Source organism: Kitasatospora sp. NPDC057223, from assembly GCF_042669755.1.
GTDB lineage: Bacteria > Actinomycetota > Actinomycetes > Streptomycetales > Streptomycetaceae > Kitasatospora.
The window spans coordinates 1-17,365 of record NZ_JBHUWW010000024.1; the positions used below are offsets into that span (position 1 = coordinate 1).

Annotated in this window: 18 protein-coding genes and 1 pseudogene; 5 read left to right on the forward strand and 14 right to left on the reverse strand. The window is 72.7% G+C overall.

Translation table 11 applies throughout. The features are described from left to right. Positions 1-57 precede the first annotated feature (57 nt). The 10 genes and pseudogenes from ACFUK0_RS12065 to ACFUK0_RS12110 form a co-directional block, all read right to left on the reverse strand. A complete protein-coding gene (locus ACFUK0_RS12065; RefSeq protein ID WP_380249032.1) occupies positions 58-558 on the reverse strand; it encodes a GNAT family N-acetyltransferase in 501 nt (166 codons plus the stop codon). Between the two features lie 284 nt (positions 559-842). Further along, complete coding sequence (locus ACFUK0_RS12070) at positions 843-1,337, reverse strand: RNA polymerase sigma factor (RefSeq protein WP_380248903.1); 495 nt, start codon at positions 1,335-1,337, stop codon at positions 843-845. A gap of 83 nt (positions 1,338-1,420) precedes the next feature. Next, entirely contained in the window at positions 1,421-2,845 is a 1,425-nt protein-coding gene (gene argH / locus ACFUK0_RS12075) for an argininosuccinate lyase (protein ID WP_380248905.1), read from the reverse strand. A gap of 78 nt (positions 2,846-2,923) precedes the next feature. Further along, positions 2,924-4,117 (reverse strand): argininosuccinate synthase, encoded by a 1,194-nt coding sequence (locus ACFUK0_RS12080; RefSeq protein WP_380248907.1) that lies wholly within the window; start codon positions 4,115-4,117, stop codon positions 2,924-2,926. A 152-nt stretch (positions 4,118-4,269) separates the two neighbouring features. After that, positions 4,270-4,821, reverse strand: a complete 552-nt coding sequence (locus ACFUK0_RS12085) for an arginine repressor (protein WP_380248909.1) — start codon at positions 4,819-4,821, stop codon at positions 4,270-4,272. Between the two features lie 18 nt (positions 4,822-4,839). Continuing rightward, positions 4,840-6,090, reverse strand: a complete 1,251-nt coding sequence (locus ACFUK0_RS12090) for an acetylornithine transaminase (protein ID WP_380248911.1) — start codon at positions 6,088-6,090, stop codon at positions 4,840-4,842. Continuing rightward, the gene (argB, locus tag ACFUK0_RS12095) at positions 6,087-7,019 is read right to left on the reverse strand and encodes an acetylglutamate kinase (protein WP_380248913.1); all 933 of its coding nucleotides are present in this window, start codon (positions 7,017-7,019) and stop codon (positions 6,087-6,089) included. The genes ACFUK0_RS12090 and argB overlap by 4 nt, the downstream gene beginning before the upstream one ends. A 58-nt stretch (positions 7,020-7,077) precedes the next feature. Continuing rightward, on the reverse strand, positions 7,078-8,232 hold the full coding sequence (gene argJ, locus ACFUK0_RS12100; RefSeq protein ID WP_380249034.1) for a bifunctional glutamate N-acetyltransferase/amino-acid acetyltransferase ArgJ: 1,155 nt from the start codon (positions 8,230-8,232) through the stop codon (positions 7,078-7,080). Positions 8,233-8,246: 14 nt separating this feature from the next. Further along, the gene (gene argC, locus ACFUK0_RS12105; RefSeq protein ID WP_380248915.1) at positions 8,247-9,275 is read right to left on the reverse strand and encodes an N-acetyl-gamma-glutamyl-phosphate reductase; all 1,029 of its coding nucleotides are present in this window, start codon (positions 9,273-9,275) and stop codon (positions 8,247-8,249) included. Between the two features lie 183 nt (positions 9,276-9,458). Next, positions 9,459-9,683, reverse strand: a pseudogene (locus ACFUK0_RS12110) (ADP-ribosylglycohydrolase family protein); the annotation flags it as partial. A 16-nt stretch (positions 9,684-9,699) separates the two neighbouring features. Here ACFUK0_RS12110 and ACFUK0_RS12115 point away from each other — a divergent pair. Next, entirely contained in the window at positions 9,700-10,074 is a 375-nt protein-coding gene (locus ACFUK0_RS12115; RefSeq protein ID WP_380248917.1) for an RNA-binding S4 domain-containing protein, read from the forward strand. Positions 10,075-10,083: 9 nt separating this feature from the next. On the opposite strand, the gene ACFUK0_RS12120 is transcribed toward ACFUK0_RS12115, so the two are convergent. Beyond that, complete coding sequence (locus ACFUK0_RS12120) at positions 10,084-10,593, reverse strand: FBP domain-containing protein (RefSeq protein ID WP_380248919.1); 510 nt, start codon at positions 10,591-10,593, stop codon at positions 10,084-10,086. 98 nt (positions 10,594-10,691) lie between these two features. After that, a complete protein-coding gene (locus tag ACFUK0_RS12125) occupies positions 10,692-11,612 on the reverse strand; it encodes an SAM-dependent methyltransferase (RefSeq protein WP_380248921.1) in 921 nt (306 codons plus the stop codon). A 137-nt stretch (positions 11,613-11,749) separates the two neighbouring features. Here ACFUK0_RS12125 and ACFUK0_RS12130 point away from each other — a divergent pair, with 137 nt between their 5' ends. Further along, positions 11,750-12,649: a polysaccharide deacetylase family protein gene (locus ACFUK0_RS12130; RefSeq protein WP_380248923.1), complete on the forward strand. Its 900-nt coding sequence runs from the start codon at positions 11,750-11,752 to the stop codon at positions 12,647-12,649. A 69-nt stretch (positions 12,650-12,718) separates the two neighbouring features. Further along, on the forward strand, positions 12,719-13,714 hold the full coding sequence (locus ACFUK0_RS12135; RefSeq protein WP_380248925.1) for a ketopantoate reductase family protein: 996 nt from the start codon (positions 12,719-12,721) through the stop codon (positions 13,712-13,714). Between the two features lie 38 nt (positions 13,715-13,752). Here ACFUK0_RS12135 and ACFUK0_RS12140 read toward each other — a convergent pair whose 3' ends face one another. Further along, complete coding sequence (locus ACFUK0_RS12140) at positions 13,753-14,571, reverse strand: SDR family NAD(P)-dependent oxidoreductase (protein WP_380248927.1); 819 nt, start codon at positions 14,569-14,571, stop codon at positions 13,753-13,755. Between the two features lie 288 nt (positions 14,572-14,859). Here ACFUK0_RS12140 and ACFUK0_RS12145 point away from each other — a divergent pair, with 288 nt between their 5' ends. Continuing rightward, positions 14,860-15,729 (forward strand): 3-hydroxybutyryl-CoA dehydrogenase, encoded by an 870-nt coding sequence (locus tag ACFUK0_RS12145; RefSeq protein WP_380248929.1) that lies wholly within the window; start codon positions 14,860-14,862, stop codon positions 15,727-15,729. Between the two features lie 148 nt (positions 15,730-15,877). After that, on the forward strand, positions 15,878-16,174 hold the full coding sequence (locus ACFUK0_RS12150; protein ID WP_380248931.1) for a PRC-barrel domain containing protein: 297 nt from the start codon (positions 15,878-15,880) through the stop codon (positions 16,172-16,174). Between the two features lie 449 nt (positions 16,175-16,623). Here ACFUK0_RS12150 and ACFUK0_RS12155 read toward each other — a convergent pair whose 3' ends face one another. Continuing rightward, positions 16,624-17,355, reverse strand: coding sequence for a hypothetical protein (locus tag ACFUK0_RS12155; RefSeq protein ID WP_380248933.1), 732 nt, complete (start codon positions 17,353-17,355; stop codon positions 16,624-16,626). Between the last annotated feature and the right edge of the window lie 10 nt (positions 17,356-17,365).

The following is a 17,365-nucleotide window of genomic DNA, read 5'->3' on the forward strand; positions in this document are numbered from 1 at the left end:
CCGGCCGGGTCGCGGGGGCGACCGGCCGGGCGCCGGAGGAGCTGCCGGGAGGCCGGCTCAGGCCGTGGCGGCCAGCACGCTCTGCACGGACTTCTCCAGGGTGATGAAGCTCAGCTCCCCGCCGACCGCCTCGACGCCGGTCTGGCGGTAGCCCTGGCGGGCGTACAGCCGCAGGTTGCCGAGGCTGCGGTGGCCGGTGAAGAGGCGGAAGTACGCCACGTCGCCCTCCGCGAGCAGCCGGCCCTCGATCGCGTCGAGCAGCCGCCCGCCGAGACCGTGGCGCTGCATCCGGGGGTGGACGACCAGACGCCCTATCCGGCCGACACCGTCCTCGTCGACCCGGCCACGCACCGTGCCGACGACCTCGTCACCGAGGCGGGCGACCAGCACGTGCCGCTCGCCGAGCTCGGTGCGCAGACTGTCGAGGGTCTGGGTCAGCGGCTCGATGCCCCAGTCGCCGTACAGCTCCGCCTCGCCCTGGTAGCCGAGGTACTGGAGCTTGAGGATCTGTTCCGCGTCCTGCTCGGTCGCCACCGAGATGATCACACTCATGCCCATGTGCAGGGCCTCCCCTTCGTTGGTCTCCGGCGCGCAGAAGTGAGGGTTCCGCACCGGATGCTCTGCCGGAGATCTGCCCGGCCGGGGATCGGCCCTGACCGGGGTTTGGCGCACGAACGTATCAGCCCGCCGGGTGGAGCAGCGCCCGCCGGGCCCGGCCTCGCTCACGCTCAGTATCCGTGCGATCGCGAAGTCGTCAAGAGAGTTCTGGAGAGTTACGTTCGCCACCGCTCTACCCCGGCGTCAGCTGCTCTCAACCTCCCGGCCTCGCGACGTGTCGAGCATCACGCCCGCAGGCCGTGCAGCAGGGTGCGCAGACACGCCAGGCAGCGCGAGCGGGTCGGGCCGATGCTGCCGCGCGGCATGCCCAGGAGGACGGCCAGCTCACGGTAGGTGAGGTCGGGCGCGCCGGCGAGCGCGGCGAGCAGCTCCGGACAGCGGCCCGGCAGGGCGGCCACCGCCGCCCGTACCGTCCGCCGGCGCCCTGCCGCGAGCACCTGTTGCTCGGCCGAGGGGGCCGGGCCGGGACGCCCGGCGGGCGAGCGGACGGCCCGCTCCCGGTCGGCCGTCCGGGTGAGCCGCCGGCACTCGTGGAGGGTCTGCCCGCGCAGCCAGGAGCGCGCGTCGCCCGGCAGCCCGCCGCCGGCGGCGCGCTCGCAGGCGCGCAGCCAGACGCCCTGCTCCAGCTCCTGCGGGTCGAGCCGGTGGCGGCGGGCCAGGACGGCGGCGAGCGGGGCGAAGGCCGGGCGCAGCTCGGCGACCGAGCGGTGGGTGAGCACACCGGCTCCTACCCGCACTCGGCGGGCGCGTACACGCCGAAGGGGCGCGACGGTGACCCGTCGCGCCCCTCGGTGACTGCCCGTCAGGCCTGGGCCCACTCCTGCTGGACGGCCAGGTCGGCCTTGATCTCGGCGAGCTGCGCCGCCACGGCGGAGGGGGCGGTGCCGCCCCGGCCGTTGCGGGAGGCGATCGCGCCGTGCACGTTGAGCACCGAGCGGACCTCGGGCGTCAGGTGCTCGGAGATCGCGGCGAACTGCTCGTCCGTCAGGTCGGACAGTTCGATGCCCTGGCCCTCGCAGACCTTGACGCAGGCGCCGGCGACCTCGTGCGCGACCCGGAACGGGACGCCCTGCCTGACCAGCCACTCGGCGATGTCGGTGGCGAGCGAGAAGCCGGCCGGGGCCAGCTCCTCCAGGCGCTCGCGGTGCACGGTGAGGGTGGCCATCATGCCGGTGAAGGCCGGCAGCAGGACCTCAAGGGTGTCGCAGGAGTCGAAGACCGGCTCCTTGTCCTCCTGGAGGTCCCGGTTGTAGGCGAGCGGCAGCGCCTTCAGCGTCGCCAGCAGGCCGGTCAGGTTGCCGATCAGGCGGCCGGACTTGCCGCGCGCCAGCTCGGCGATGTCCGGGTTCTTCTTCTGCGGCATGATCGAGGAGCCGGTGGAGAAGGCGTCGTGCAGCGTGATGAAGCCGAACTCCTTGGTGTTCCAGATGATCACCTCTTCGGCGATCCGGGAGAGGTTGATCCCGATCATCGCCGTGACGAAGGCGAACTCGGCCACGAAGTCCCGCGAGGCCGTGCCGTCGATGGAGTTGCCGACCGAGCCGCGCTCGAAGCCGAGCTCGGCGGCGACGGCCTCCGGGTCCAGGCCGAGCGAGGAGCCGGCCAGCGCGCCGGAGCCGTACGGGGAGACGGCGGTGCGGGTGTCCCACTGGCGCAGCCGCTCGGCGTCCCGGCTCAGCGCCTGGACGTGGGCGAGCACGTGGTGGGCGAACAGCACGGGCTGGGCGTGCTGGAGGTGGGTGCGGCCCGGCATCGCGGTGTCGGGGTGCGCCTCCGCGAGGCCGACCAGGGCGTGCTGGAGGTCCAGCACCAGGCCACCGATGATCTTCCCGTGGTCCCGGAGGTACATCCGGAACAGGGTGGCGATCTGGTCGTTGCGCGAACGGCCGGCCCGCAGCTTGCCGCCGAGGTCGGCACCGAGCCGCTCCAGCAGGCCGCGCTCCAGGGCGGTGTGCACGTCCTCGTCGGCGACGGTGCCGGTGAAGGCGCCGGACTCGACGTCCGCGAGCAGCTGCTCCAGGCCGGCCAGCATGCCGGCCAGTTCCTCGTCGCTCAGCAGCCCGGCCTTGTGCAGGACGCGGGCGTGCGCCTTGGAGCCGGCGATGTCGTACGGGGCGAGCCGCCAGTCGAAGTGCACCGAGGCGGAGAGCTTGGCCAGTGCCTCGGAGGGGCCGTCGGCGAAGCGTGCGCCCCAGAGTCGGACGTCAGAAGTCTGGCTGGACGACATCGCGTGGGCTCCTTGCGTGGGTAGCGGTAGCAGAAGGTCCCGGCTGCCGGGGTGCAGCCGGGACCGTGAGGGGGTTCGTCAGGCCTGGTCGCGGCGGGCCGCGATCTTCGAGGAGAGGCCGAAGATCTCGATGAAGCCCTTGGACATCGACTGGTCGAAGGTGTCGCCGGTGTCGTAGGTCGCCAGGTTGAAGTCGTACAGCGACTGGTCCGACTTGCGGCCGTCGACGACGGCGCGGCCGCCGTGCAGGACGAGCCGGATCTCGCCGGAGACGTGCTGGTTGGCCTCGTTGATGAAGCCGTCCAGGGCGCGCTTGAGCGGGGAGAACCACAGGCCGTCGTAGACCAGCTCGGCCCAGCGCTGCTCGACCTGCCGCTTGTAGCGGGCCAGCTCGCGCTCGACGGTGACGTTCTCCAGGGCCTGGTGGGCGGTGATCAGGGCGATCGCGCCGGGGGCCTCGTAGATCTCGCGGGACTTGATGCCGACGAGGCGGTCCTCGACCATGTCGAGCCGGCCGACGCCCTGGGCACCGGCGCGCCGGTTGAGCTCCTCGATGGCCTGCAGGACCGTCACCTTGCGGCCGTCGATGGCGACCGGGACGCCCGCCTCGAAGGTGATGACGACGGTGTCGGCCTCGCGCGGGGTGGCCGGGTTCTGGGTGTACTCGTAGACGTCCTCGATCGGGGCGTTCCAGATGTCCTCCAGGAAGCCCGTCTCGACGGCGCGACCGAAGACGTTCTGGTCGATCGAGTACGGGTTCTTCTTGGTGGTCACGATCGGGAGGTTCTTGGCCTCGGCGAAGGCGATCGCCTTGTCGCGGGTCATCGCGTAGTCGCGGACCGGGGCGATGCACTTCAGCTCGGGGGCCAGGGACTGGATGCCGACCTCGAAGCGGACCTGGTCGTTGCCCTTGCCGGTGCAGCCGTGGGCGACGATGCCGGCGCCGTGCTTCTGCGCGGCGGCGACCAGGTGCTTGACGATCGCCGGGCGGGACAGCGCGGAGACCAGCGGGTACTGGCCCTGGTACAGCGCGTTGGCCTTGATGGCGGGGAGGCAGTACTCGTCCGCGAACTCGTCGCGGGCGACGGCCACCTCGGCCTCGACGGCGCCGCAGTCCAGCGCGCGCTGGCGGATGGCGTCCAGGTCCTCGCCGCCCTGGCCGACGTCGACCGCGACGGCGATGACCTCGGCGCCGGTCTCCTCGGCGATCCAGCCGATGCAGACGGACGTGTCCAGACCGCCCGAATAGGCGAGTACGACGCGCTCGGTCACGGCTTTCTCCTTCACAACTGTGCGAACAGGGCGTGCGGGGTGCTGGGCACCCCGGGGCTGTGCGGGTCCCATGCAGTGCTTGGCATAAGTATGCATGAGTCCGTATGGATTTCAAAACAAGGTGTGCGGTGCGGCACGAGCGGGCCCGCGGCCTACTGCGCCTTCGCCTGGGCGAGCTGCATCAGGTGGTCGGCGAGGGCCTGGCCGCCGGCCGGGTCCCGGCTGATCAGCAGCACCGTGTCGTCGCCCGCGATGGTGCCGATGATCTCGAACACCTCCGCCTGGTCGATCGCCGAGGCCAGGAACTGCGCGGCGCCGGGCGGGGTGCGCAGCACCACCAGGTTGCCGGAGGCCGTCGCCGAGACCATCAGCTCGCCGGCCAGCCGGGCCATCCGGCCCTCGCTGGCGGACTCCCCCATCGGGGCGCGCGGCGTGCGGTCGCCGCCCTCGGCCGGGACGGCGTAGATGAGCGCGCCGTCCCGGTTGCGGATCTTCACCGCACCCAGCTCGTCCAGGTCCCGCGAGAGGGTGGCCTGGGTGACCACCAGTCCGTCGTCGGCGAGCAGCTTCGCGAGCTGGCTCTGCGACCGCACGGGCTGACGGGTCAACAGGTCCACGATCCGCCGGTGCCGCGCGGCGCGGGTCTGCGGGACCTGCGACGTCGGCCCGGCCGTGACGGGCTGGTCGGAGTGGGGTGCGGTCATATGAATGATTCTCCCGGACTACGCGCGGCCGTCGGCGGCCGGGGCGCTCTCGCGCACCGCCCGCAGGATGGCAGGCAGCGCCGCGAGGAACGCGTCCGCCTCCTGCTCGGTGAGCACCAGCGGCGGGGCGAGGCGGACGGCGTCCGGCACCGCGGCGTTCACCAGGAAGCCCGCCTCCTGGGCGGCCGCCTGGATCTTCGCCGCCACCGGCTCGGTCAGCACGATGCCCAGCAGCAGGCCCGCGCCCCGGACGTGGGCGACGAGCGGGTCTCCGATCGCCTCGATGCCCGAGCGCAGCCGCTCGCCGGTCTTGCGGACGTGGTCCAGCAGGCCCTCGGACTCGATGGTGTCCAGGACGGCCAGCGCCGCCGCGCACACCACCGGGTTGCCGCCGAAGGTGGTGCCGTGGTTGCCCGGGTGCAGCAGGTCGGCCGCCGGGCCGAAGGCCAGGGTGGCGCCGATCGGCAGGCCGCCGCCGAGGCCCTTGGCGAGCGTGATCACGTCCGGCTCGATGCCCTCGTACGCCTGGTGGGCGAACCAGTGGCCGGTCCGGCCGATGCCGGTCTGGATCTCGTCCAGGACGAGCAGCGTGCCGGTGGCCCGGGTGATCTCGCGGGCCGCCTTCAGGTAGCCGTCCGGCAGCGGGATGGCGCCGTTCTCGCCCTGGACCGGCTCCAGGAAGACGGCGGCGGTGTCGGTGCTGACGGCCGCGCGCAGCGCCTCGACGTCACCGAACGGGACGTGGCTGACGTCGCCGGGCAGCGGGCGGAACGGGTCCTGCTTGGCGGGCTGCGCGGTGAGCGAGAGCGCGCCCATGGTGCGGCCGTGGAAGGCGCCCTCGACCGAGACCAGGTGGGTGCGGCCGGTCAGCCGGCTGATCTTGAACGCGGCCTCGTTGGCCTCGGCGCCGGAGTTCGAGAAGAACACCCGCCCGTCGTGGCCGTCCCGGCCGTCCGGCCGGGGCCGGGCCGAGAGCTCGATCAGCCGCTCGGCGAGCTTCACCGTCGGCTCGGCGAGGAACAGGTTGGAGATGTGCCCGAGGGTGGAGATCTGCGCGGTGACCGCCGCCACCACGGCGGGGTGCGCGGTGCCCAGGGCGTTGACCGCGATACCGGCGATGAAGTCGGTGTACTCCTTGCCGTCCGCGTCCCAGAGCTTCGAGCCCTCGCCGCGCACCAGCGGGATCCGCGGGGTGCCGTAGTTGTCCATCAGTGTGTGCTGCCACCGCTCGGTGAGCCGCTGGTTGCTGCTCGGGCCGTCGCTGCTCATGCCAGTCCCCCGGTCACGGTCGTCTCGTCGTCCGGCACGACCATCGTGCCGATTCCCTCGTCGGTGAAGATCTCCAGCAGCAGCGAGTGCTGCACCCTGCCGTCCAGCACGCGGGCGGTGCCGACCCCGGAGCGGACGGCGTTCAGGCAGCCCTCCATCTTGGGCAGCATGCCGGTCGCCAGGTCCGGCAGCAGGGCCTCCAGTTCGCTCGCGCCGAGCTGGCTGATCACGTCGTCCGAGTTCGGCCAGTCGGCGTACAGGCCCTCGACGTCGGTCAGCACGACCAGCATCTCGGCGCCCAGCGCGACCGCGAGCGCGGAGGCGGCGGTGTCCGCGTTGATGTTGTAGACGTGGCCGTCGGTGCTCCGGGCGATCGAGGAGATCACCGGGATCCGGCCGTCCCCGATCAGCGCCTTCACCGCGCCGGCCTCGATGTGCACGATGTCGCCGACCAGGCCGATGTCGACCTGCTCGCCGTCCACCACCGCGTAGCGCTTGACCGCCGTCATGGTGTGCGCGTCCTCGCCGGTCATCCCGACCGCGAACGGGCCGTGCTCGTTGAGCAGCCCGACCAGCTCGCGCTGGACCTGCCCGGCCAGCACCATCCGGACCACGTCCATCGTCTCCGGCGTGGTCACCCGCAGCCCGTTCGTGAACGAGGACTCCAGGCCCAGCTTCTCCAGCTGCGCGCTGATCTGCGGACCGCCGCCGTGCACCACCACCGGGTGCAGCCCGGCGTAGCGCAGGAACACCACGTCCTGGGCGAACGCCGCCTTCAGGTCCTCGTCGATCATGGCGTTGCCGCCGAACTTGATCACGACGGTCTTGCCGTGGAAGCGCTCCAGCCACGGGAGCGCCTCGATGAGGGTGAGGGCCTTGGGCAACGCGGTGTTGTTGCGGGCCTGTTCACCCTTGGGTGCGATCTGCACGGTGTACGTCTCCGGCTCGGGTGGGTGGATGCTGGCGGGCGCGGACCGGTGCCCGGGATCAGCTGGAGTAGGCGCTGTTCTCGTGCACGTAGTCGGCGGTGAGGTCGTTCGTCCACACCGTCGCGGCGGCCGGGCCGGCGTTCAGGTCGGCGGTGATGACCACGTCGCGGCCGGTCATGTCCACCAGGTCGCGGTCCTCGCCGACGCTGCCGTCCTTGCAGACCCAGACGCCGTTGATGGCGACGTCGAGGCGGTTCGGGTCGAAGGCGGCGGCGGTGGTGCCGATCGCGGCCAGCACCCGGCCCCAGTTCGGGTCCTCGCCGTGGATGGCGCACTTCAGCAGGTTGTTGCGGGCGATCACCCGGGCCACCTCGACGGCCTCCTCCTCGGTGGCCGCGCCGGTGACGTCGATCCGGATGTCCTTGCTCGCGCCCTCGGCGTCCCCGACCAGCTGGCGGGCCAGGTCGGCGCAGACGGTGCGGACGGCCTCGGCGAACTCGGCCTCGTCCGGGGTGACGGCGGCCGCGCCGGAGGCCAGCAGCAGCACGGTGTCGTTGGTGGACATGCAGCCGTCCGAGTCCACCCGGTCGAAGGTGGTGCGGGTGGCCGCCCGCAGCGCCGCGTCCAGGGCGGTGCTGTCGGCCTCGGCGTCCGTGGTGAGGACGACCAGCATGGTGGCCAGGCCCGGCGCCAGCATGCCCGCGCCCTTGGCCATGCCGCCGACCGTCCAGCCGGCGGGGCTCGTCACCTGGGCGGTCTTGTGCACGGTGTCGGTGGTCTTGATGGCGATCGCGGCGGCCTCGCCGCCGTCGGCGCTGAGCGCCTTGGCGGCCAGCTCGACACCGGGCAGCAGCACGTCCATCGGGAGCCGCAGGCCGATCAGGCCGGTGGACGCGACGGCCACCTCGCCCGCGTTGAGCTGCAGCTCCTCGGCGACCTTCTCGGCGGTGGCGTGGGTGTCCTGGAACCCGAGCGGGCCGGTACAGGCGTTCGCACCGCCCGAGTTGAGGATGACGGCCGACAGCCGGCCGCCCTTCAGGACCTGCTCCGACCAGAGCACCGGCGCGGCCTTGACCCGGTTGGAGGTGAAGACGCCGGCGGCGGCCAGCGAGGGGCCGTCGTTGACGACCAGCGCGAGGTCCGGCGTGCCGGAGGCCTTGATCCCGGCCGTGACACCGGCGGCGCGGAAGCCCTTCGCCGCCGTGACGCCGATGGTGGGGTTGTTCGTCACGGTGCGACTCCGTTCAGGGGGAGGCCGAGCTCTTCGGGCAGGCCGAGGGCGATGTTCATGCTCTGCACCGCGCCGCCGGCGGTGCCCTTCACCAGGTTGTCGATCGCGCTGATCGCGATGATCCGCCCGGCGTGCTCGTCCAGGGCGACCTGGACCAGCGCGGCGTTGGAGCCGTAGACCGAACTGGTCTGCGGCCACTGCCCCTCGGGCAGCAGGTGGACGAACGGCTCGAAGGCGAACGCCTCGGCGTACGCGGCCCGGACGGCCTGCGCCGTCACCCCCGGCTTCGCCTTGGCGGTGCAGGTCGCCAGGATGCCCCGGGACATCGGCACCAGGGTCGGCGTGAAGGACACGTTGACCGGCTCGCCCGCGACGGGCGTGAGGTTCTGCGACATCTCCGGCGTGTGCCGGTGGCCGCCGCCGACGCCGTACGGGCTGACGCTGCCCATCACCTCGCTGCCGAGCAGGTGCGGCTTCACCGCCTTGCCCGCACCGGACGTGCCGGAGGCCGCGACGATCACCGCCTCCGGCTCGGCGAGCTTGGCGGCGTAGGCCGGGAACAGCGCCAGCGTGACGGCCGTCGGGTAGCAGCCGGGGACGGCGATCCGGTTGCTGCCCTTGAGCGCGTCCCGGTGGCCGGGGAGCTCGGGCAGGCCGTACGGCCAGGTGCCGGCGTGCGCGGAGCCGTAGAACTGCTCCCAGTCGGACGCGGCCTTCAGCCGGAAGTCGGCGCCGCAGTCGACGACCAGGACGTTCTCGCCGAGCGCCTGCGCGACGGCGGCGGACTGGCCGTGCGGCAGCCCCAGGAAGACCACGTCGTGCCCCGCCAGCACCTCGGGTGTGGTGGGCTCCAGCACGCGGTCGGCCAGCGGCAGCAGGTGCGGTTGCAGTGCGCCCAGCCGGACCCCGGCGTTGGAGCCGCCGGTCAGCGCACCGATCTCGACCTCCGGGTGACCGAGCAGCAGGCGCAGGACCTCGCCGCCCGCATATCCGCTCGCTCCGGCGACGGCGACTCGCAATGCCATGACGTTCCCTCCTAGGACTTGGCATGAATATACGCACCACGGAACATTCATGCAAGGAGCTTCCGGGGTGGCCGCCCGGCCGCCGACTGCACTCCGGTGCCTTCCGTCAGGCTACGTTCCGCAGCCGCCCGCCCCGCACACCTCGTCACACCGGCGGGCCCGGGCGCTTTCTGCCGCCCGTTCTCAGGCCGCCAGCCGCTCCGCCAGACCGACGAGTTGGGGCAGCCGCAGCACCCGCCCGCCGGCTCCCGGCAGCGGCACGTGCAGCGGCGCCGTCCAGCCGGCCGGGATCGCCCCGAAGCCGTAACGGGCCCCGGCCAGGGTGCCGGTGACGGCCGCGACCGTGTCCGTGTCACCGCCGAGGTCGATCGCCGCGCGCAGCGCGTCCTCGTACGCCGCCCGCCGTCGGCTCTAGAGTTGCCGCATGGCAGCTGATGAGGGGAGCGTGCGGGTCGACGCCTGGGTGTGGTCCGTACGGCTCACGAAGACACGGTCGCTGGCCGCGGCGGCCTGCCGGGCCGGGCACGTCCGGGTGAACGGCGAGCGGGTCAAGCCCGCGCACGCGGTCCGGGCCGGGGACGAGGTGCGGCTGCGGCAGGACGGCCGGGAGCGGGTGGTCGTGGTCTCGCAGGTCGTGCGCAAGCGGGTCGGGGCGCCGGTGGCGGCCGACTGCTTCGTCGACAACAGCCCGCCGCCGCCCGCCGAGGCGGGCCTCGGGGCGGCCGCCGAGCGGGACCGCGGCGCGGGCCGGCCGACGAAGCGCGACCGGCGCGAGATCGAGCAGTTGCGCGGCTGGTAGGCGCCGCGGTCAGGCCGGCACGGTCTCCGTGAGGACCTGGGCGAGGAAGCGCGCCAGGTTCGCGCGGGTGCGGGCGACCTGCTCCTCCAGGGTCAGCGACTCCTCGGGCCGGCTGACCAGCGCCGACTTCCTGAGGCCGCGCAGGTAGAGCGAGCAGGCCAGGTCGGCGCACATGTAGGTGCCGACCGAGTTGCCCTGGCGGCCGGCCGCGCCCGCCCGGCGCGCGGTGAGCAGCGAGACGCCGGAGCCCGCGTGGGCGGTGATGCAGAGCGAACAGACGTTCGTCCTGGTCAGGCTCCTGCGGACGTTCGGCACGCGCAGGGTGACACCGACCGGCCCGCCGTCGTGCTCGGCGACGAGGTAGCTGCGGTCGGGGGCCTGCGGGTCCCGCCAGCCGAGGAAGTCCAGCGAATCCCAGGGGAGTTCGGCGAGAGCTCTGGGGAGGTTGAGCCTGCGGGCCTCGCCCTTCGAGCAGTTGACGAAGGAGTTGCGGATCTCGTTCTCGTCCAGCGGGTCCATGGTGCCGGAAACTAACACCGCGGCACGGGGCGGGTCACCTGGTTTGTGCCCCCGCGGGGCGCGCTGCCGGCCGGCAGCCCGGTCGGCAGCGCCGCGCCTCAGGACTTGAAGGCGACGCCGGCGTAGGCCGACACCTGCTGCCAGCCCTCCGGCAGGTCGTCCTGGTCGGCCCGCCAGAGCGGCAGTTGGACGAGGCCCGGCTCGGTCAGGGCGAAGTCGCCGAAGAACCGCTCCACCCGGGCCCGCTCGCGCAGGACGAGCGGGGCGCTGGCCTTGCTGTAGACACGGGTCCCCTCGGCGGACATCGACAGCGGCACGAAGTCCGGGCTGCCGTGCGACAGGATGAGGACGCTGCCGGGGGCGAGCACCTCGCGCAGCTTCCGGACGATCTCCTCGGCGCCGTCCTCGTCGCGGATGAAGTGCAGGACGGCGACGAGCATCAGCGCCACCGGCTCGGCGAGGTCGATGGCCTCCTTCAGGCCCGGCGCGTCCAGGATCGAGGCCGGGTCGCGCAGGTCGGCCTGCAGCACCGTGGTGTGTCCGGTCGGGTGGCCGGCCAGCAGCGCACGGGCGTGGGTGGCCACGATCGGGTCGTTGTCGACGTAGACGACCCGGGCGTCCGGGGCGACCCGGCGGGCCACCTCGGTGGTGGAGCCGACCGCCGGGATGCCCGTACCGATGTCGAGGAACTGCCGGATGCCCTGGCCGGCGGCGAAGGCCACCGCCCGGCCGAGGAAGGCGCGGTTGGTGCGGGCCAGCAGCGGCAGCGCCGGATAGGCGGCGATCGCCGCCTCGGCGGCACGGCGGTCCGCCTCGAAGTTGTCCTTGCCGCCCAGGTAGTAGTCGTACATCCGGGCCGGGTGCGGGATCTCGGTGTTGAGCTCGGTCGGCGGCTGCCAGTCCTCGCTCCTGGCCCACTGCCAGGTTCCGCCGACCGCCCCCGCGCCCTGCCCGTCGCCGTCCTGCGCCGCCTCCGTGGCCTGCGCAGCCGCCGCGTCCCGCACCGTGTCCTCGTTCATCTGGCCCGCCCCCTAGCGTTCCGACCCCGTGTCGCGGGAATCGTACCCAATGGCTCCAGCGGGGCCCAGAGCACCCGGGGTGCAGCTACCGCCCCTCGAATCGCCTGGGCATTCCGTCATATCTATGCTGAACAGCGATGACTGCCGACCGACGCACTGTGCTGCGTGCCACGGCCAGACTGGCCGCACTGACCGCCTTCGGCGGGGCCCTCGCCGCGTGCGGGGACGCCACCGCGACCTCCGGCCACCGGGCCGCTCCGGCCGGCCTCGCCGTCCGGCCCGCGGGGGCGGCGTCGGCGGGCGACCCGGTCGACCCGCCGATGGAGCAGTCGGCGTCCGGCCCGCCCGCGCCCACGGCCGGCCCGTCCGCGGACTCGGCGCCGGTGGCGACCCCGGCCCCGCCGGCCCCGCCCGTCCTCGCGCCGCTGGCCGCCGGCACCCCGGTGGAGGTGGTCAACGGCCCGCGCGAGCGCAAGCAGGTCGCGCTGACCTTCCACGGTGCCGGCGACCCCCGGCTGGCCACGGCGATCCTGGAGATCGCCGAGGCGCGCGGGATCCACCTCACCGTGATGGCCGTCGGCAGCTGGCTCGACCAGCAGCCGCAGATGGCCCGGCGGGTGCTGGACGGCGGCCACGAGCTCGGCAACCACACCCAGAACCACCAGAACATCACCGGGATGAGCCCCGACCAGGCCCGCGCCGAGATCGCCCAGTGCGCCGACCGCCTGCAGCGGCTGACCGGATCGATCGGGCGCTGGTTCCGCCCCTCCGCCGCCCAGTACGCCTCCCCGATGGTCCGCGAGCAGGCCCGGCTGGTCGGCTACGAGCACGTGCTCTCCTTCGACGTGGACCCGCGCGACTACAGCGACCCGGCCGCCGACGTCCTCCAGCAGCGACTGCTCGGCTCCGTCCGGCCGGGCTCGGTGGTCGCCCTGCACATGGGGCACCAGTGCACGATCGACGCCCTGCCCGCCATCCTGGACGGCCTGGGCAGGTCCGGGCTGGCCCCGGTGACGGCGAGTCAGCTCTGCGCGTAGCGGCGCCCCGGCCGGCCGTGGTGCCGGACCGCCCGCCGGGCGCCGGGCCCCGCGTGCGATGCTCGGGCCATGCGCTACATCATCATCGGGGCGGGTGCCGTCGGCGGCACGATCGGTGCACGGCTGTTCGAGAGCGGGCACGAGGTCGTCCTCGTCGCACGCGGCGCGCACCTCGCGGCGCTCCGGTCCGACGGGCTGCGGTTCACCACGCCCGAGGGCACCCGTACGATCGCCGTCCCCGCCGTGGCGGGCCCCGAGGAGGTCGCCCTGCGGCCCGACGACGTGCTGCTGCTCGCGGTCAAGACCCAGGACACCCCGGCGGTGCTGGCCGTCTGGGCGCCCCGACCGGTCGAGGGCGGCGGCACCGCCGGTGAACTGCTGCCGGTGGTCTGCGCGCAGAACGGGGTGGAGAACGAGCGGCTCGCCCTGCGGCTGTTCCGCCACGTCCAGGCGATGTGCGTGTGGCTGCCCGCCGGCCACCTGGAACCCGGCCGGGTGACCTGCATGGGTGCGCCGATGAGCGGTGTCCTGGTACTCGGCCGCTACCCGGCGGGCGCCGACGGGACCACCCGGGCGATCGCCGCCGACCTGGAGAAGTCCGTCTTCCGGGCCCCCGTCAGCACCGACGCGCTGCGCTGGAAGTACACCAAACTGCTCGGCAACCTCGCCAACGCGCTGAACGCCGTGGCCGGCCCGGTCGCCGGCGAGCTGCGGACGGCGGTGCACCGGCGGGCCGTGGCGGAGGGCCGGGCCGTGCTGGCCGCCGCCGGGATCGCCCACGAGGACCCGGACGAGCAGGCCAGGGCCAACGGCGAACTCGTCCGGCAGGTCCACCGGGACGGCGACGAGCGGATCGGCGGATCGTCCTGGCAGAGCCTGGTCCGGGGCACCGGCACGGTCGAGACGGACTTCCTCAGCGGCGAGATCGTCCTGCTGGGCCGCCTGCACGGGGTGCCCGCCCCGGTCAACGAGGCCCTGCAGCGGCTGACGACGGAGTTCGCCGGCACCGGCCGGGCGGCGGGCAGCCTGACCGACACCGAACTGGCCGCACTGCTCGGAGCCTGAACCGCCGGCGCGCTGCCCGGGTACGGCACGAGGGCCCCTCAGGCCACCGGGTCGTCCGGGCCGTACGGGCGCAGCCGCAGCGTGCGGGCGTCCGCCTCGCGGATCGCCTCGGCCTGGGCGACCAGCAGCTCCAGGTTGTCCCGCCCGACATGGATGAAGCGGCCGTGCAGCGCGTCGAAGCGGCCGCGGGCGGTGTCCACCGTGACGGCCACCATGTACGGGATGCTGCCCCAGGTCTTCATGTCCTTGAACATCGGCATCGCGGCGGTCATCTCGGTGGCGACCGCACCGGGGCTGATGTCCAGCACCACCACGTGGTGGGCGGCCAGCGAGTCGGCGATGTTGTCGGAGAGCTGGAGCAGCGCGCCCTTCGAGGTCGCGTACGCCGTGTAGTTCCCGTCCGGGCGCAGCGCGAAGCCCGAGTTGAGGTTGATCACCCGGCCGCGCCCGCGCTCGACCATGCCGGGGAGCACGCAGCGCAGCATGTTGAACGGGCCGCGCAGGTTCGTCTCCACCACCTGCCACCACTGGTTCGGGTCGGCCTCCCACAGCGGCACCTCCGCGCGGTCGACCTGGCCGGCGTTGTTGATCAGCAGGTCCACCGGCCCCAGGTCGCGCTCGACCACCCGGACGGCCTCCCGCACCGACCCGACCCGGGTCACGTCCGCCGTCACCGCGACGCCCCGGGCGCCGTGCCGGGCGCACTCCTTGAGGGTGTCGATCAGCGTCTGCTGGGTGCGTCCCACCAGGCCCACGGACATGCCCTCCGCGGCCAGGCCGATGGCGAGCTCCCGCCCGATCCCCCGGCCGGCCCCCGTGATCATGGCGACCTGGCCCACCAGCGATCCCGTCGGCATCCCTGCTCCCTCCTCGGCGTCCCCGCATTGTGCCGCCCGGCCGCCGGGCGCAGCGCCCGGCCACACGGACGGAGCTGATCCACTCATCCGATCGGCCCAGTACAGGAGCGGGTGGCCCGTGCGGCCGTACGGAGTAGTAACGTCGTCTGGGCTGCGCACCGGACCACCACACCCGGCCGGCAGTCTCCTGAACAGCAGGAAGCACCACCACAGGGCACCCGGCAGCGCCGGGCAGCAGGACCGGACACCAGGACGCTGGGCACCCCAGCACCACCGAAGGGCAAGTGAGTGAGCGACATCGCGCGCGTCGGAGTCATCGGCTGCGGCCTCATGGGGTCGGGCATCGCGGAGGTGTTCGCCCGGGCCGGGCTGGACGTCCTGGTCGCCGAGGCCACCGGCGAGGCCCTGGAGCGCGGCCGGACCAGGCTCACCAACTCCCTCGACACCGCCGTCACCCGCGGCAAGCTCTCCCCCGAGCAGCGCGACGACACCCTCGCCCGGCTCACGTTCACCACCGAGCTCGCCGACTTCGCGGACCGCGACCTGGTGGTCGAGGCAGTCGCCGAGCGCGAGGACATCAAGGTCAAGATCTTCCAGACGCTGGACCAGGTCGTCGAGCGCCGGGACGCCATCCTCGCCTCCAACACCTCCTCCATCCCGATCGTGAAGCTCGCCGCCACCACCTCCCGCCCCGAGCAGGTGATCGGCCTGCACTTCTTCAACCCGGCTCCCGTCCAGAAGCTCGTCGAGGTCATCCCGACCCTGACCACCTCCGCCGAGACCACCGCGCGCGCCGAGGCCTTCGCCGTCCAGGTCCTCGGCAAGGAGCCGATCCGGGCCCGCGACCGGGCCGGCTTCGTGGTCAACGCCCTGCTCGTGCCCTACCTGCTGTCGGCGGTCCGGATGTTCGAGTCGGGCGTGGCCACGGCCTCCGACATCGACAAGGGCATGGAGGCCGGCTGCGCCCACCCGATGGGCCCGCTGCGCCTGTGCGACCTGATCGGCCTGGACACCATCGTGTCGATCGCCGAGTCGATGTATGACGAATATAAAGAGCCGCTGTACGCCGCTCCCCCGCTGCTCTCCCGGATGGTCGACGCGGGTCTGCTGGGCCGCAAGTCCGGCCGGGGCTTCTACGACTACACGGCGAGCGCCTGACCTGCGGGCACCTCCCCCGGTCACCGAGTGGCGGCAGGCGGGGCATGACACCGGCCGTCGCGGAGAAACCCTCCGGCAGCGGCCCTGGTACGGGTCGCGGGTGACCTACGCCGACCGGTCGGCCGGGGAGCGGGAAGAGGGAGTCGGAATGTCGCAGGAGCAGTCGGCGGACGAGACGGACGTGGCACTCGGCCTGGTCGGGTACCGGGTCGAGGCGACGGACGGACACGTCGGGAAGGTCGACCGGCACACCGCCGGGGTGGACGAGCGGCACATCGTGGTGGACACCGGCCTCTGGGTGTTCGGCACCGAGGTCATGCTGCCCGTCTCGGCCGTCTCGCGGGTGGACCGGGCGGCGCACACCGTGTGGGTCAGCATGTCCAAGGCGGAGATCGACCAGGCGTACCGGGACGAGACGGCGGGCTACTACGGCACCGGCGGCTGAACCGCCCCGCCCGGGGGCAGACAGGGGCCCGGGTCCCCGATCCTGGTCCGGGGACGGACGCGGCGGGGCCCGGGAGCGGTATCCGGCTCCCGGGCCCCTGTGATGCCGCCCAATTGGTTGCGCCAGCACGTTTAAGAGCAGTGGATCATTCTCATAGCGTCGTGCTCTGCCTTTGAACTACCGTGCCACGTAGAGGCACAGACGGGACTTGAACCCGCATCCGATGCTTCCGGTCCACTCTCGGTCGATCTGGCGCTCGGCGGCGAATACTGAGACTTGAGCGAGAATCTGAGTTTCACCGGGGCTGCCTCTACCCTTGGGCCACCCCGGCAGGCTGGTGCCGGGGGGAGGATTCGAACCTCCACCGTTACCCCTTGTTCAGCTTCAACGTCAGTTTCAGCTTTGCGCTTTCGCGCACCCCTCGCGCTCAACGAGGGGGGATCATGGGGCTACCCGAACAGGTAGCCGAACACGGCGTCGCCGACCCGCTCGTCGGTGATCTCCGCGCTGTTGGCCTCCTCGCGGGCGAACTGGACGGCCTGCTGGAGTTTCTCCACCCGCTCCGTCAGCTCGTTCACCCGGCGGGCCGGCAGTGCGCCGGAGAACTTCACGGTCGTCCAGTACCCGACCGGGACGTCCTCGTAGTAGACCTCGACCTGCGCCGGGTGCTTCTCGGTGGCCTCGGCCTTCACGTGGTTGCGCGGGACCTTCTTGGTGCGGATGGTGCGCACCGGGTCGGTCTTCCACGCGTCGGTGGAGGCGTCCAGGTTCCAGGACTCGGAGGCGTCCAGCACCGGCAGCTTGCGGACGAAGGTGTGCAGGTCGGTGAGCTGCTTCTCCAGGAAGAGCAGGTACGTGACCGGCACCTGGGCCAGCAGCGTACGGCCGTCCAGGACGACGTCGGCGCGGGCCGAGCAGTTCGCCCAGTCCTTGGTCGCCGTGACGTCGAACAGCCGGGTGAGGGTGGTGGCGGTGGTCCGCAGGATGTCCTCAGCCTTGGCCTGGACCCGGGTGGACTCCGGCGGCAGCTGCTCGCCCTCCTCGTCCTTCGCCTGGTACGTCCGGGAGATGCCGGCCAGCAGGGCCGGCTTCTGCAGACTCTGGTGAGCCTGCGTCAACTCCTGGAAGGACTTGGACTTCACGCCCTTTTCGACTGCGATGATCTGATTCAACTTGGCCACGTCCGGAAGC

What these genes read in the sequence shown, in the direction of transcription:
- argC (WP_380248915.1), bottom strand. Translation starts at nt 9,275, where the DNA reads ATGGCATTGCGAGTCGCCGTCGCCGGAGCGAGCGGATATGCGGGCGGC.
- ACFUK0_RS12140 (WP_380248927.1), bottom strand. Translation starts at nt 14,571, where the DNA reads ATGCCGACGGGATCGCTGGTGGGCCAGGTCGCCATGATCACGGGGGCC.
- ACFUK0_RS12125 (WP_380248921.1), bottom strand. Translation starts at nt 11,612, where the DNA reads ATGAACGAGGACACGGTGCGGGACGCGGCGGCTGCGCAGGCCACGGAG.
- ACFUK0_RS12150 (WP_380248931.1), top strand. Translation starts at nt 15,878, where the DNA reads ATGTCGCAGGAGCAGTCGGCGGACGAGACGGACGTGGCACTCGGCCTG.
- argH (WP_380248905.1), bottom strand. Translation starts at nt 2,845, where the DNA reads ATGTCGTCCAGCCAGACTTCTGACGTCCGACTCTGGGGCGCACGCTTC.
- ACFUK0_RS12090 (WP_380248911.1), bottom strand. Translation starts at nt 6,090, where the DNA reads ATGAGCAGCGACGGCCCGAGCAGCAACCAGCGGCTCACCGAGCGGTGG.
- ACFUK0_RS12065 (WP_380249032.1), bottom strand. Translation starts at nt 558, where the DNA reads ATGGGCATGAGTGTGATCATCTCGGTGGCGACCGAGCAGGACGCGGAA.
- ACFUK0_RS12115 (WP_380248917.1), top strand. Translation starts at nt 9,700, where the DNA reads ATGGCAGCTGATGAGGGGAGCGTGCGGGTCGACGCCTGGGTGTGGTCC.
- ACFUK0_RS12135 (WP_380248925.1), top strand. Translation starts at nt 12,719, where the DNA reads ATGCGCTACATCATCATCGGGGCGGGTGCCGTCGGCGGCACGATCGGT.
- ACFUK0_RS12085 (WP_380248909.1), bottom strand. Translation starts at nt 4,821, where the DNA reads ATGACCGCACCCCACTCCGACCAGCCCGTCACGGCCGGGCCGACGTCG.
- ACFUK0_RS12120 (WP_380248919.1), bottom strand. Translation starts at nt 10,593, where the DNA reads ATGGACCCGCTGGACGAGAACGAGATCCGCAACTCCTTCGTCAACTGC.
- ACFUK0_RS12130 (WP_380248923.1), top strand. Translation starts at nt 11,750, where the DNA reads ATGACTGCCGACCGACGCACTGTGCTGCGTGCCACGGCCAGACTGGCC.